This is a genomic window from Telluria sp. RT2P19, from assembly GCF_059685725.1.
Map to the genome: position 1 here is coordinate 35,129 of NZ_JCASIL010000016.1, position 14,299 is coordinate 49,427.

General features: G+C 67.2%; 14 protein-coding genes. 9 read left to right on the forward strand and 5 right to left on the reverse strand.

What is annotated here, in order from left to right:
• Positions 1-82: 82 nt before the first annotated feature.
• The 8 genes from hemF (at position 83) to AC56KW_RS18955 (ending at position 9,097) form a co-directional block, all read left to right on the forward strand.
• Entirely contained in the window at positions 83-994 is a 912-nt protein-coding gene (gene hemF / locus AC56KW_RS18920; RefSeq protein ID WP_497172217.1) for an oxygen-dependent coproporphyrinogen oxidase, read from the forward strand.
• Complete coding sequence (locus AC56KW_RS18925) at positions 991-1,677, forward strand: nicotinate-nucleotide adenylyltransferase (RefSeq protein ID WP_497172218.1); 687 nt, start codon at positions 991-993, stop codon at positions 1,675-1,677. The genes hemF and AC56KW_RS18925 overlap by 4 nt, the downstream gene beginning before the upstream one ends.
• Complete coding sequence (gene rsfS / locus AC56KW_RS18930; protein WP_497172219.1) at positions 1,677-2,393, forward strand: ribosome silencing factor; 717 nt, start codon at positions 1,677-1,679, stop codon at positions 2,391-2,393. The genes AC56KW_RS18925 and rsfS overlap by 1 nt, the downstream gene beginning before the upstream one ends.
• A gap of 9 nt (positions 2,394-2,402) precedes the next feature.
• A complete protein-coding gene (gene rlmH / locus AC56KW_RS18935; RefSeq protein WP_071361491.1) occupies positions 2,403-2,873 on the forward strand; it encodes a 23S rRNA (pseudouridine(1915)-N(3))-methyltransferase RlmH in 471 nt (156 codons plus the stop codon).
• A gap of 24 nt (positions 2,874-2,897) precedes the next feature.
• Complete coding sequence (locus tag AC56KW_RS18940) at positions 2,898-3,512, forward strand: Maf family protein (RefSeq protein ID WP_497172220.1); 615 nt, start codon at positions 2,898-2,900, stop codon at positions 3,510-3,512.
• Between the two features lie 94 nt (positions 3,513-3,606).
• On the forward strand, positions 3,607-5,070 hold the full coding sequence (gene rng, locus AC56KW_RS18945) for a ribonuclease G (protein ID WP_497172221.1): 1,464 nt from the start codon (positions 3,607-3,609) through the stop codon (positions 5,068-5,070).
• A gap of 555 nt (positions 5,071-5,625) precedes the next feature.
• Complete coding sequence (locus AC56KW_RS18950; RefSeq protein ID WP_497172222.1) at positions 5,626-8,037, forward strand: catalase; 2,412 nt, start codon at positions 5,626-5,628, stop codon at positions 8,035-8,037.
• 112 nt (positions 8,038-8,149) lie between these two features.
• Complete coding sequence (locus AC56KW_RS18955; protein ID WP_497172223.1) at positions 8,150-9,097, forward strand: zinc ribbon domain-containing protein; 948 nt, start codon at positions 8,150-8,152, stop codon at positions 9,095-9,097.
• Positions 9,098-9,113: 16 nt separating this feature from the next.
• On the opposite strand, the gene AC56KW_RS18960 is transcribed toward AC56KW_RS18955, so the two are convergent.
• From AC56KW_RS18960 to AC56KW_RS18975, 4 genes are read right to left on the reverse strand one after another with little or no spacing between them, the layout of a single operon-like run.
• On the reverse strand, positions 9,114-9,917 hold the full coding sequence (locus tag AC56KW_RS18960; RefSeq protein ID WP_497172224.1) for an ABC transporter substrate-binding protein: 804 nt from the start codon (positions 9,915-9,917) through the stop codon (positions 9,114-9,116).
• 31 nt (positions 9,918-9,948) lie between these two features.
• Positions 9,949-10,602, reverse strand: a complete 654-nt coding sequence (locus AC56KW_RS18965) for an energy-coupling factor ABC transporter ATP-binding protein (protein WP_497172286.1) — start codon at positions 10,600-10,602, stop codon at positions 9,949-9,951.
• A gap of 8 nt (positions 10,603-10,610) precedes the next feature.
• Positions 10,611-11,318 (reverse strand): ABC transporter permease, encoded by a 708-nt coding sequence (locus tag AC56KW_RS18970; RefSeq protein WP_497172225.1) that lies wholly within the window; start codon positions 11,316-11,318, stop codon positions 10,611-10,613.
• The gene (locus AC56KW_RS18975; protein ID WP_497172287.1) at positions 11,319-12,221 is read right to left on the reverse strand and encodes a formate dehydrogenase accessory sulfurtransferase FdhD; all 903 of its coding nucleotides are present in this window, start codon (positions 12,219-12,221) and stop codon (positions 11,319-11,321) included.
• A gap of 185 nt (positions 12,222-12,406) precedes the next feature.
• On the opposite strand from AC56KW_RS18975, the gene AC56KW_RS18980 reads away from it, so the two are divergent.
• A complete protein-coding gene (locus tag AC56KW_RS18980) occupies positions 12,407-13,897 on the forward strand; it encodes a class I adenylate-forming enzyme family protein (RefSeq protein WP_497172226.1) in 1,491 nt (496 codons plus the stop codon).
• 30 nt (positions 13,898-13,927) lie between these two features.
• Here the strand turns inward: AC56KW_RS18980 and AC56KW_RS18985 are convergent, their stop codons facing one another.
• Positions 13,928-14,164, reverse strand: a complete 237-nt coding sequence (locus AC56KW_RS18985; RefSeq protein WP_497172227.1) for a hypothetical protein — start codon at positions 14,162-14,164, stop codon at positions 13,928-13,930.
• Between the last annotated feature and the right edge of the window lie 135 nt (positions 14,165-14,299).

Below are 14,299 nucleotides of genomic sequence, written 5' to 3' on the forward strand. Positions count from 1 at the left end.
CTTCCCATCCAACGCCAGATGTAAGCATCACGTGGGCCGGTGTACAATCGGCCCACTTTTCATTGTCCGTTATCCCATCTTCATGTCTGCCCCCCACCCCACCGTCATCAAGGCCTGGCTGCTCGAGCTCCAGGCGCGCATCGTCCATGGTCTCGAGCAGGTCGACGGCAAGCCGTTCCTGCGCGACGAGTGGGTGCGCCCCGAAGGCGGCGGGGGCATCTCGCGCCTGGTCGAGGAAGGCAATGTATTTGAACGGGGCGGCGTGAACTTCTCGCACGTGCGCGGCGCGGCCCTGCCGCCATCGGCCACGGCCGTGCGGCCCGAGCTCGCGGGCCGGGCCTGGGAAGCGATGGGTGTGTCGCTGGTGCTGCATCCGCGTAACCCCTATGCGCCGACGGTGCACATGAACGTGCGCTTTTTCGAAGCGACCGCGCCCGGCAAGGAGCCGGTCTGGTGGTTCGGCGGCGGCATGGACCTGACCCCATACTACGGCGAATTCGAGGACGCGCGCCACTTCCACCAGGTCTGCCACGACGCGCTGGCGCCGTTCGGCAGCGCGCAGTACCCACGCTTCAAGACCTGGTGCGACGATTACTTCTACCTGAAGCACCGCAAGGAACCGCGCGGCATCGGCGGTATCTTCTTCGACGACTTGAACGAACTCGGCTTCGAGCAATCGTATGCGCTGGTGCAAAGCGTGGGCGATCGCTTCCTCGACGCCTACCTGCCGATCCTGCAGCGCCGCAAGGACCAGCCTTACGGCGAACGCGAACGCGACTTCCAGGCCTACCGGCGCGGCCGCTACGTCGAGTTCAACCTGGTCTGGGACCGCGGCACCCTGTTCGGCCTGCAGTCGGGCGGGCGTACCGAGGCGATCCTGATGTCGATGCCGCCGATCGTCAAATGGCGCTACGACTGGCATCCCGAGCCCGGCAGCGCCGAAGCGCGCCTGTATTCCGACTTCCTGGTGCACCGGGACTGGCTGGCGCCGTGACGCAGGCCGCCGGCGCGCTTGGCCGCAACCGCTGCATCGCCGTCCTGGGCGGCAGTTTCGATCCGGTGCACCAGGGCCACGTGGCGCTGGCGCAGCTGTTCACGCGCCTGCTGCGGCCCGACGTGCTGCGCATCCTGCCGGCCGGCCAGCCGTGGCAAAAAAAAGGCCTCGAGGCCAGCGACCCTGATCGCATCGCGATGCTCGAACTGGCCTTCGCACCGCTGCGCAGCGCTGCGCTGCCGGTGACGATCGACCTGCAGGAAGTCGAACGCAAAACGCCGACCTATACGGTCGAAACCCTGCGCGCGCTGCGCCAGGAACTGGGCCCGCGGGCCTCGATCGTGTTCCTGATGGGCGCCGACCAGTTGCGCAAGCTCGACAGCTGGAACGAATGGCGCGAACTGTTCGCTCTCGCCAACCTGGGCGTGGCGACGCGTCCGGGCTACGACCTGGCGCAAGAAGCATTGCCACCCCTGGTGGCCCAAGAACTGTCGGCGCGGCTTGCAACGCCCGACACCGTACGCCTGCTGGCGCACGGAAAAGTCTGCCTCGCGCCCACGCTGGATGTGGACCTCTCGTCCAGCCAGCTCCGGGCGGCCCTGCAATCCGGCGCGGATGCAAGCGCGCTCGGTATGGCGCAAGTGCTAGACTATATTCAACAACATCACCTATACAAAAACTAATGGATATCAAGAAACTGCAAACCCTCGTCGTGGACGCCCTGGAAGACGTCAAGGGCCAGGACATCGTCCTGTTCGACACGACCCACCTGACCAGCCTGTTCGACCGCATCGCCGTGGTCTCGGGCACCTCGAACCGCCAGACCAAGGCGCTGGCCGCTTCGGTGCGCGACAAGGTCAAGGCGGCGGGCGGCGACGTCATCGGCCTGGAAGGCGAAGACACCGGCGAATGGGTGCTGGTCGACCTGGGTGACATGATCGTCCACATCATGCAGCCGGCGATCCGCCAGTACTACCGCCTCGAAGAAATCTGGGGCGAGAAGCCGGTCAAGCTGGGCGCCGCCAAGCGCAAGTCGACCGCCGAGGGCATCGAAGCCGACGCCGCCAAGCCGAAGTCGAAGCACCTGGCCGCCAACCAGGCGCAGGACGAAGCCAAGCCGGTCAACGAGCGCAAGCCGGCCGCCAAGCGCGCGACCAAGGCCGCCGCCACCGATACCGTCGCCGCCAAGAAGCCGGCCGCCAAGAAGGCCGCCGCCAAGGCCGTCCCGACCGGCAAGACCGTGAAGGTCGCACCGAGCAAGACCGAAGTCGCCGCCGTCGAAGCGACCAAGGCCAAGCCGCCGAAGCGCGTGGCCAAGGCGGCCGCGCCGAAGGCCGCGCCAGCCGCCGAGGCACCGGTCAAGAAGGTGATCCGCCGCATCAAGAAGGATGCCGAGTAAGGGCAAGGCATGCAGTTGATCATTGCCGCGGTCGGCCACAAGATGCCGGCCTGGATCGAGTCCGGCTTCACCGAGTACACGAAGCGCATGCCGCCCGAGCTGCGCATCGTGCTCAAGGAAATCAAGCCGGTCGAGCGCTCCGGCAGCAAGACCGCCGCCACCGCGATGGCGCTCGAGCGCGAGCGCATCGAGGCGGCCCTGCCGAAGGGCGTGCGCATCATCGCCCTGGACGAGCGCGGCAAGGACCTGACCAGCGTCGGCCTGTCGCAGCAGCTGGAAACCTGGCAGCGCGACGGCCGCGACACCGCCTTCCTGATCGGCGGGGCCGATGGCCTCGATCCCGAGCTGAAGGCGCGCGCCGAAGGACTGATCCGCATCTCCAGCATGACCCTGCCGCACGGAATCGTCCGGGTCATGCTGGCGGAACAGCTGTACCGCGCCTGGTCGATCACCCAGAATCATCCGTACCACCGCGTTTGACCCGACGTCGACATACAAGCCGCGATGAAAAACCAGAACACGATCTACCTCGCCTCGAAAAGCCCGCGCCGGCGCGAACTGCTGCGCCAGATCGGCGTGGATTTTGAACTGATGCTGCTGCGCAGCGCTCCGGGTCGCCCGGTCGACGTCAGCGAAGACGTTTTGCCGGGCGAGGACGTGCACACCTATGTGGCACGGGTGGCGAAAGCCAAGGGCGCCTTCGCCTACAACCTCCTGGCGCGGCGCCGCCAGCCGCTGCGCCCCGTACTGACAGCCGATACCACCGTCACCATCGACGGCGAGATCCTCGGCAAGCCGGCCGACGCGCGCGAGGCGGTGGCGATGCTGGAACGCCTGTCCGGCCGCACCCACCAGGTGCTGACCTCGGTCGCGGTGCATGCCCAGAACGTGGCCGAGCAGCTCACGCAAGTGTCGAACGTGCGCTTCGCCACGCTCACCCCGGGCCAGATCAAGGCCTACTGCGCCACCCCCGAACCCTATGACAAGGCCGGCGGCTACGGCATCCAGGGACCGGCGGCGCTGTTCATCGAGCACATCGAGGGCAGCCACTCTGGAATCATGGGCTTGCCGCTGTTCGAGACGGCGAACCTGCTGCGCAAGGCGGGATTGGCGATTTAACGTTGAACGCGTGGACGGCAAGCCGTCCACGCCACCTTGCCAGCCGCTTCCGGGGTGTATCATGTCACCCTGAACAATACGCACGGCAGGGTCCATGAACGAAGACATCCTCATCAACATCACACCGCAGGAAACGCGCGTGGCGCTGGTCTTGCAGGGCGCGGTGCAAGAGCTGCACATCGAGCGCACGCTCACGCGCGGGTTGGCGGGGAACGTCTATCTGGGCAAGGTGGTCCGCGTGCTGCCGGGCATGCAGTCGGCCTTCATCGATATCGGCCTGGAGCGCGCCGCCTTCCTGCACGTGGCCGATATCTGGGAAGCGCGCAGCCACGACGGCGGCAATGCCCCGCCGACCCCGATCGAAAAGCTGCTGTTCGACGGCCAGGTGCTGACCGTGCAGGTGATCAAGGACCCGATCGGCACCAAGGGCGCGCGCCTGTCGACCCAGATCTCGATCGCCGGGCGCATGCTGGTCTACCTGCCGCAGGACCACCACATCGGCATCTCGCAAAAGATCGAGAAGGAAGCCGAGCGCGAACGCCTGCGCGCGCACCTGCAGAGCATCCTGCCAGCCGAGGAAAAAGGCGGCTACATCGTGCGCACGATGGCCGAGGAAGCGTCGAGCGACGACATCGCGGCCGATGTCGACTACCTGCGCAAGACCTGGGGCGCCATCGTGCAGGGCGCGCGCACCCTGCCGCCCACCACCTTGCTGTACCAGGACCTGAGCCTGGCCCAGCGCGTGCTGCGCGACTTCGTGCACGACGAGACGGCCAGCATCCAGGTCGACTCGCGCGAGAACTTCATCAAACTGGCCGAATTCGCCAAGATCTATACCCCGAGCGTGCTGTCGCGCATGGCGCACTACACGGGCGAGCGGCCGCTGTTCGACCTGTACGGCGTGGAAGAGGAAATCCTGCGCGCACTGGGTCGGCGCGTGGACCTGAAGTCGGGCGGCTACCTGATCGTCGACCAGACCGAGGCGATGACGACCATCGACGTCAATACCGGCGGCTATGTCGGCGGCCGCAATTTCGCCGACACGATCTTCAAGACCAACCTGGAGGCGGCGCACGCCATCGCGCGCCAGCTGCGCCTGCGCAACCTGGGCGGCATCATCATCCTCGACTTCATCGACATGGAGAACAACGAGCACCGCAACGCGGTGCTGGCCGAGCTCAAGAAGACCCTGGCGCGCGACCGCACCAAGGTGTCGGTGAGCGGCTTCTCGGCCCTGGGCCTGGTCGAGATGACGAGGAAGCGCACCCGCGAATCGCTGGCCCACATCCTGTGCGAGCCCTGCCCGGCCTGCTCGGGCAAGGGACAAGTCAAAACCAGCCGCACGATCTGCTACGAGATCCTGCGCGAACTGCTGCGCGAAGCCAAGCAGTTCAACCCGCGCGAATTCCGCATCGTCGCCTCGCAGGAGGTGATCGACCTGTTCCTGGAAGAAGAATCGCAGCATCTCGCCATGCTGGGCGACTTCATCGGCAAGCGCATTTCGCTGCAGGTCGAGAAGGGGTATCACCAGGAGCAGTACGACGTCATCCTGATGTAGTGCGCGAAAGGTAGTCAAGGCATCCAGTTCGGCCAGGTCGTCGTAGGTCGCTATTGAACGGCCAGCCAATGCGGAAACCCATGCGCCGCCTTGCCCACCTGATCCTCGACCTTCAGCTTCGCCTGCCCTGCTTGGGCCCTTGCGCACGAGGCGTCACCCGCCAGGGCGCCATCCGGGCTCACTATCGGCGGCTAGGTCGAACACACCCTGACCCTGGACGCCGACGCATGACGCAAACGGCCGGCGACCGAACTTTCCCGAGTGAGCCTGGCCGACAAGTCCGGCGCCAGGAGCCGCTGTCCCGCGCCGAAGACCCGCTGGCGCTCGTGTCGGCGGACGACCTGCGAACCGGCGTCGCGCCACGTCAAGCGGCTGCGGTCGATCGAGGTACGCCAGGTCGTGCAATGAGGTATCGATAGACGTTTGCTATCTTGTGCATAGAAATAATTTGATGCCTTTATTGTATTAGGTGCGTCAACTCACGGAGTGTGTGCTTCTTGCTGAGCTATGTTGTAGAGGTTATTTATTTACACCTAACAACCAGCGAGGAACAGGATGACAACTTCCAAACACGCCAGCCCGGTCGACGGCGCGGGCTCGATCTTGAGTACCGTGTCCGGTCCCTCGGACGCCGATCCACCGCAGAGCCTGGGCGTCGGCAACCCGGTCGCCGACCGGCTGCTCGACAAGATTCCTTCCGAGCAGGACCTGGCGGCCGACCGCCCCTACAACGCCACCAAGGCCGGCGAATACGGCGAAGCCGCGCGCACGCCGCCAGAGGGCGAGCAGTTCAAGCCGTCCACCCATGCCGCCACCGGCAGTACCGCCAGCGAGATCATTGCCAACGACAAGGTCGGCGACGGCAACCCGCCGAAGGGCGAGAACCCGACCACCGATCCGCTCGACCGCGTGCGCGTCGACCCGGCCAAGCGCCACCTGACCACCAACCAGGGCGTGCCGGTGGCCGACAACCAGCACTCGCTCAAGGCCGGCCTGCGCGGCCCGACCCTGCTCGAAGACTTCATCCTGCGCGAAAAGATCAGCCACTTCGACCACGAGCGCATCCCCGAGCGCGTGGTGCACGCGCGCGGCTCGGCCGCCCACGGTTACTTCGAAGCCTACGAGGACTTGAGCGCGCTGACGCGCGCCGTCCCGTTCGCGAAGAAGGGCAAGCGCACGCCGGTGTTCGTGCGCTTCTCGACCGTCGCCGGCGAGCGCGGCTCGACCGACACCGCGCGCGACGTGCGCGGCTTCGCCGTCAAGTTCTATACCGAGGAAGGCAACTGGGACCTGGTGGGCAATAATATGCCGGTGTTCTTCATCCAGGATGCGATGAAGTTCCCCGACCTGGTGCACGCCGCCAAGCCGGAGCCGCACCACGCCATGCCGCAGGCGGCCACCGCCCACGATACCTTCTGGGACTTCGCCTCCCTGTCGCCCGAGATCGCGCACATGCTGATGTGGACGATGTCGGACCGGGCCATTCCGCGCAGCTACCGCACCATGCAGGGCTTCGGGGTGCACACCTTCCGCCTGGTCAATGCGCAGGGCGAATCGCGCTTCGTCAAGTTCCACTGGACGCCGCTGGCCGGCACCCACTCGCTGGTGTGGGACGAGGCGGTGCGCATCTCGGGCGCCGATCCCGACTTCCACCGGCGCGACCTGTGGGAGGCGATCGAGGCCGGCAACTTCCCCGAATATGAACTGGGCCTGCAGGTGTTCACCGAAGAAGAGGCCGCCGGCTTCGCCTTCGACATCCTCGACCCGACCAAGATCGTGCCGGAAGAGCTGGTGCCGCTGCGCCCGGTGGGCAAGATGGTCCTGGACCGCAACCCGGACAACTTCTTCGCCGAGACCGAACAGGTGGCGTTCTGCACCTCGCACGTGGTGCCGGGCATCGACTTCACCAACGACCCGTTGCTGCAAGGCCGTAATTTCTCTTACCAGGACACCCAGCTGACGCGCCTGGGCGGCCCGAACTTCCACGAGATCCCGATCAATTCGCCGATCGTCCAGATCCAGAACAACCAGCGCGACGGGTTCCACCGCCAGGCGATCAACCGCGGCCGCGTGAACTACGAGCCGAACTCGCTGGGCGGTGGCTGTCCGTTCCAGGCCGGGAAAATGGGCTTTACCAGCTTCCCGGAACGGGCCGGCGAAGACAAGGTGCGCGGCAAGCCCGAGCTGTTCGCCGACCACTACTCGCAGGCGCGCCTGTTCTGGCAAAGCCAGACGCCGGCCGAGCAGAACCACATCGTGAATGCCTTCCGCTTCGAGCTGACCCGGGTCCAGACGCCGGCCGTGCGTATCCGCACGCTGGCCCTGCTGGCCAACGTCGACGCGACCCTGGTGGCGCGCGTGGCCGAGGGCCTGGGCCTGGAAGTGCCGGAGCCGCTGCCGCTGGCGACCGACGCCCCGATCCCGGCCTATCCGCCGTCGCCGGCATTGTCGCTGCTGAGCCGTCCGGGCCAGGCCGGCGTCAAGGGCCGCCGCGTGGCGGTGCTGATCGCCAGCGGCGTGGACGACAAGGCGGTCAAGAAGCAGTACGCCAGCCTGCTCAAGGATGGCGCCGTGCCGCGCATGGTCGGCAATATGCTGGGCAAGGTGAAGGCGCGCGACGGCGATCCGATCGACGTCGAGATCTCGGTCGAGGCAGGCCCCTCGGTGATGTACGACGCCGTGATCGTGCCCGATGGCGCCGCGGCCGTCGAGACGCTGGCCAGGAATGCGCAGGTGCTCGAGTTCCTGCGCGAGCAGTACCGCCACGGCAAGCCGATCCTGGCTTTCGGCGACGGATCAAGCCTGCTGGCCAAGGCCATGGTTCCACAGAAGCTGCCGGACGGCTCGGCCGACCCGGGCCTGATCCTGGGCGACCCAGCCAATGCGGATGTCGCGCTGGATGCTTTCAAGACCGCGCTGGCCGGGCACCGGGTCTTCGCGCGCGAGACCGATCCGCCGTCGGTCTGATCGCGAGCGCGTGAAAATGGGTTAGTTTCGATCCTGCCGACGATCGTTATAATCGTCCAGCGGCGCCGCGATGTTCGCGGCGCCGTTTCCTTTTCCTTCCGCGAGAAAGCCCATGTTCTGTTCTCACTGCGGCGCGCAAATGGCGCCGGACGCCGCATATTGCTCGGTCTGCGGCCAGAAAGCCGGGGGCGACGCCGCCGCCGTCAACCTCGACAAGCCTCGCATGACCGGCCCGTCGACGCCGGACGGCATTCCCGACGGCGTGAAAGGCTGGAGCTGGGGCGCCTTCTTCCTCAATGGAATCTGGGCGATCGGCAACCGCACCTGGATCGGACTGCTGGCCTTCGTGCCCTATCTCGGCTGGCTGGTAGCCTTGTGGCTCGGCTTCAAGGGCCGCGAGATGGCCTGGAAAAACAAGCAGTGGGACAGCCTCGAACACTTCAACCGGGTCCAGCGCAGGTGGTCGCAGTGGGGCGTGGGCGTCATGATTGCCGCCGTCATCCTCGGCGTGCTGGGGGCGCTCGCCATGCCCGACGAAGCGCTCGATCCGGAAGCGCCGCGCGCCACCCAGGCGCAAGAAGACACGGGCGATGCCGCCGTGACGGAGCGCGGCCTCATCGACAGCAATGCCGACAACCTGCCGGCCTCGCTGTCGACCGTCGCCGGCCTGCTCGACCGCCGCACCAACGCCGACGGCAGCCGCGCCGTGACCCTGGGCGGCCGGGTCCTGTTCACTGGCGAGGACGCCGGCTGGCAGTTCCCGCTGCGCAGCTTCAACCTGTCCGGCGGGAGGGAAGCGATCCTGATGGCCAGCAGCGGCGGCCGCGGCAACAGCTGCGAGACGCTGTTCTTCTTCCTGCTGGCCGATGCGTCCGGTGTCAGGCCGACGCCGATGTTCGGCACCTGCGCGGCGCGCGGCAGCTTCGTGCAGCGCGGGGACACGATCGAGCTCCAGCTGCCCGACGTCAGCGGCACGTCGACCGTCGTGCTCAGGGACGGCGTCGTGACCGTGGGCGGTCATCCGCTCGGCCTGACCGGCATGAACGACCCGTCCCGCTGAGTGGCCAGGCCCGCTTTTAACGCAGCGGCGCGAAGAACAACTGTTCGCCGGCTGGCTTGAACGAGACGATTCTAGCCTGCCCTTCCGGCGAAGTGATCCACTCGATCAGCTGCTTCGCGCCCTTGTAGTTCACGCCGGCGTGCCTGGCCGGATTGACCGCGATGATGCCGTAGGGGTTGTACATGCGCTTGTCGCCTTCGACCACGATCGCCAGTCCGGTCTTGGCTTTATAGGCGCCATAGGTCGCGCGGTCGGTCAGCGTATAGGCGCGCATCTCGGCCGCCATGTTCAGCACTTCGCCCATGCCCAGGCCGGCCGAGACGTAGTTGGCGCCCTGCGGCTTGCTCGCCGCGCGCTGCCAGTAGCCCTTCTCCATCACGTCGGTACCCGAGTTGTCGCCGCGCGAGATGAACTTGGCGTTGGTCGCCGCGATGCGCTTGAAGGCGTCGACCACGTCCTTCGAGCCCTTGATGCGCGCCGGATCGGCCTCGGGGCCGACCACGATGAAATCGTTGTACATCACGTCGCGCCGGTCCACGCCCCAGCCTTCTTCGACGAACTTGTCTTCCATCTCGCGAGCATGGACCAGCGTCACGTCGACGTCGCCGTTCTTTGCCAGTTCGAGCGCTTTGCCGGTGCCCACCGAGATCACTTGAACCTTGGTATTGGTCTTGGCTTCGAACACGGGCAGCAGGTGCTTGAGCAGGCCCGAGTTCTCGGTGCTGGTCGTGGTCGACAGCTTGATGACATCTTGCGCCAGCACCGAAGGCGAGGCGAAGGCGGCGCACAGCAGGACGGCTAACAGGGAACGGCGTTGCATGGTCTTTCTCCTTTGTTGTGGTTGGATATGCTTACCTTGCTTCGAGCTGCCCCTCGCGCAACTTGAGGCGGCGCACGCCGGGCAGGTTGATCAGGTCGCGGTCATGGCAGGCCATCACCACGCTTGCGCCCTGCTCGACCAGGGTCGGGATCAGCCCGATCACCTGCTCGCGCGCGGCGCCGTCGAGATTCGCCGTCGGCTCGTCCAGCAGCAGCAGGCGCGGCTGCAAGACCCGCGCGCGCGCCAGCGCCACGCGCTGCTTTTCGCCGCCCGACAGGCGCGCAGGGTCATTGTCGCGCAGGTGGAGCACGCCGGCCCAGGCCATCGCCTCGTCGACCATGCCGCGCACTAGCTGCCTGTCCACCCCGCGCACCAGCAGGCCGTAGGCGATGTTGTGACCGACGCTGGTCGAGAACATGATCGGGTGCTGGTGCACGTAGACGATGCCGCGTCGCAGCGCATGCGGATACGGATACAGCGGCAGGCGGCTTCCTTCGAATTCGACCGTGCAGGCATCGCACCGTTCCAGGCCGCCGAGCATGCGCAGCAGCGTGCTCTTGCCCGTGCCGTTGGCGCCGGTCAGCACGTAGGCGCCACCCTTCTCGATCTCCAGCCGCTCGATGTCGAACAGCAGGCGCTCGCCATAGGCCTTGCGCAGCGCGTGCACCGTCAGCAATGGGGCCACATCGGCGCTCACAGCCGCGCTCCCGGATTGTGGGCCTCGCCCTGCAGCAGCACCAGCACGCCATTCATCAGCAGCGCCAGCGTCACCAGCACGATGCCCAGCGCAATGCCCTGGGCGAACTCGCCCTTGCTGGTCTCGAGCGCGATCGCGGTGGTGATGGTGCGGGTCTCGCCCTCGATATTGCCGCCCACCATCAGCGCGCAGCCGACTTCGGAGATCACGCGTCCGAAGCCGCTGATCACTGCCGCCATCACGCCGTAGCGCGCCTCGTGCAGCACGGTGAACATCACGCGCAGGGGCGAAGCGCCGTGGGCGATCGCGGTCTCGGCGTAGCGCGGGTCGAGCGCCTGCACCGCCGCCAGCGTGAAGGCCAGCAGCACCGGCATGCCGATGATGAGCTGTCCGAGCACGATGCCTGGCTGCGAGAACAGCCATTCGAGCCCGCCCATCGGTCCGCGCCGCGACAGCATCAGGTACAGCAGCAGGCCAATGAGGACGGTGGGCAGCGACAACGCGGCCTGCGCCAGCCAGACCGCGATGCGCCGTCCGCGAAAGCGATGCATGGCGATGAGGTAACCGAGCAGCACCGCCGGCGGCGTGGCCAGCATCAGGCCCAGCAGGCTGGTCTTGATCGAGACCCAGACGATATGCCACAGGGCCGCATCGCCGCTGAACAGCAGCGCGAAGGCGTGCGTGGTGGCGTCCAGCAGGGCCATCTAGTCGCGAACAGGGGCGTCCGCGCGCAGGTCCGGGCGCACATAGGGCGTGTCCAGCAGCTGCGGTTCGAACACCAGGCGCTCGTGCCCTGCCAGCAGCAGGAAATGGCGGCCGCTGCAGCGCGCCAGCAGCGACATGCCGACCCGTTCGGCCACCATCTGGCCCATCTGCGTGGTGCCCGAGCGCGACAGCAGGAACGGGATGCCCATCTGCGCCCCCTTGATCACCATTTCGGAGGTGAGCCGGCCGGTGGTATAGAACACCTTGTCGGCGCCCTCGACGCCGTCGAGCCACATCAGGCCGGCGATGGCGTCGACCGCGTTGTGGCGGCCCACGTCCTCCACGAAGTACAGCAGTTCGCCGTCGGCCGTGAACAGGGCGCAGCCGTGCACCGAGCCGGCCTGCTTGTAGACCGATTGCTGGGTGCGGATGGTGTCGACGATGCGGTAGACGCTGGCCTGCGCCAGGCGCGCATGCGCCGGCAGCGCGATCTGGTCCACCTCGTCCATCAGGCCGCCGAATACCGAGCCCTGGCCGCAGCCGGTGGTGACCACTTTCTTTGCGGTGCGCGCCTCGACGTCCTGGATGCCGTGCCGGGTGACGACAACCACCGCGTCCACCGACCAGTCGACCTGGATCGACACGATGTCTTCGAGCGCGCGCACCAGGCGCTGGTTGCGCAGGTAACCCAGCACCAGCGCCTCGGGTGCGCCGCCCAGGGTCATCAGGGTGACCAGTTCGCGCCGGTCGACATAGATCGTGAGCGGCCGTTCGGCGGGAATGGCGATGGCGCTGCGGCGCCCGCGCTCGTCGATGGCGAGTACGTCGTGGGTCAGGACCGCGCGCGCCTCGGACAGCACCGGCCGGCCGGCCGGGGCGCCGTAGCGCGCATCGCTGCGCATCATATTGCCGCTTGCGTCCTTCCGTGCCAAGACAGTGTCTCCTCTGGTTGTTGGCGGATTTACAAAAATAGTATAAACCTCCTGGCTAGCGCACGGCTGAAATCATGTACTTTCATGCAAGTCCACTTGCGGTGCATCGCGCCAGGCGGTATAACGTGTGCCCCTGTCGATCCACCGTCCGCCTCATGCCGTCCACCGACTATCGCCGCATCAGCGACATCCTGCGCCACGGCGCCGACCGCAGGCCGGACGCTCCGGCCCTCGTCGAGGACGGCCGCACCTGGTCGTATGCGCAGCTGGCCGCCGCCGCCGGCACGCATGCGGCACTGCTGCGCGATCTCGGGGTGCGTCCCGGCGACCGCGTGATGCTGGTGGCCGAGAACTGCGTGGCCCAGGTGGCGCTGCTGTTCGCGGCCGCCGCCATCGACGCCTGGAGCGTCATCGTCAACGCGCGCCTGAGCGAGGGCGAGCTGGAATCGATCCGCGCGCACAGTGGCGCGCGGCGCGTGCTGTACCTCACGGCCAACTCACCAGACGCCGCCCGCCATGCGGCGCGTACCGGCGCCCTGCCCTGCCGGGACGCCGCCGCCGGCGTGCTGGCTGGCCCGATCGACACCGCCTGCAGGCCCGAGCCGGTGCAAGCGGGCAGCGACCAGGTCGCGGCCCTGATGTACACCACCGGCACCACCGGCCAGCCCAAGGGCGTGATGCTGTGCCACGCCGGCCTGCTGTTCGTGGCAGCCACCTCGAGCCGGCTGCGCGGCCTGGCGCCGCAAGACCGCGCCTGGGGCGGCCTGCCGATCTCGCACGTCTATGGATTGACCTCGGTGCTGCTCGGCACCCTGTACGCGGGCGCCTGCCTGCAACTGGCGCCGCGCTTCGATGCCGGCGCCCTGCTGGCCGCGATCCGCGCCGGCGAGCTGACCATCGTGCAGGGCGTGCCGGCGATGTATGCGCGCCTGCTGGCGATCGCGGCCGGCCCTGCCGAGCCGATCCCCTCGCGCCTGCGCTTTTGCTACGCCGGCGGCGCGCCGCTCGATCCAGCCCTCAAGCGCGCGGTCGAAACCATGCTTGGCCTGCCCCTGCACAACGGCTACGGCCTGACCGAGGGCGGGCCGACCGTCAGCCAGACCCGCCTCGACGCCCCGCGCAGCGACACCTCGGTCGGCCTGCCGATCCCCGGCGTCGAGGTGCGCATCGTCGATCGCGCCGGTCTCGACGTCGCGCCGGGCGGCGCCGGCGAGCTGTGGATACGCAGTCCGGGACGGATGCGCGGCTACTACCGCGACCCGATCGCCAGCAGCGCCGCCATGCCGCCGGACGGCTGGCTGGCCACCGGCGACCTGGGGTGCCAGGAGCCGGACGGCGCCCTGTTCCTGCTGGGCCGCACGCGCGAACTGATCATCCGCTCCGGCTTCAATATCTATCCGCTGGAAGTCGAGACCGCGCTGAATGCCCATCCGGCGGTCGTGCAGTCGGCGGTGGTCGGTCGTCCGTTGCCCGGCGCCGAGGAAGAAGTCGTGGCCTTCGTCGAGGCGCATGGGGTGGACGAGGCGGCGCTGCAGGAGTGGTTGCGCCCGCGCCTGGCGCCCTATAAACGGCCCGCGCGCATCGTGTTCATGGACGCGCTGCCCGCCGCGCCGAGCGGCAAGATCCTCAAGAGCCGCCTTCCCTAGCACGGCCTGCGCGTGAAGCGCGATCCAGGCTCACCTGCGCCGTTTCTTCCAGTTGTATTCGGGCCCGGTGATGTCGACCCCCGGATGCCCCACCACATCCGGGTGCTCCGAGCACATGGTGATGAAACGCACGCCTTCGCCCGCGCGCTGGCGTGCGCGCAGCCCTTCCATGAACTGCATCGCCGGGACCATCTCGCTGGTGTCGAACGGTTCGGAATGCGGCTGCGCTCCTCCCTCGTCCACCACCGTCCAGTACACCATATACATGCCGCAATCCTTTCATATTGGCTCCGCGCGCATTGTCTCCCGAAGCACGGGCCGGCGGCGCACCGACGGTGCATACCCGGTTCATGCGCGCATCCGACGCTGCGCCAGGATGTCACAGGAACCCTGTAAAAACGC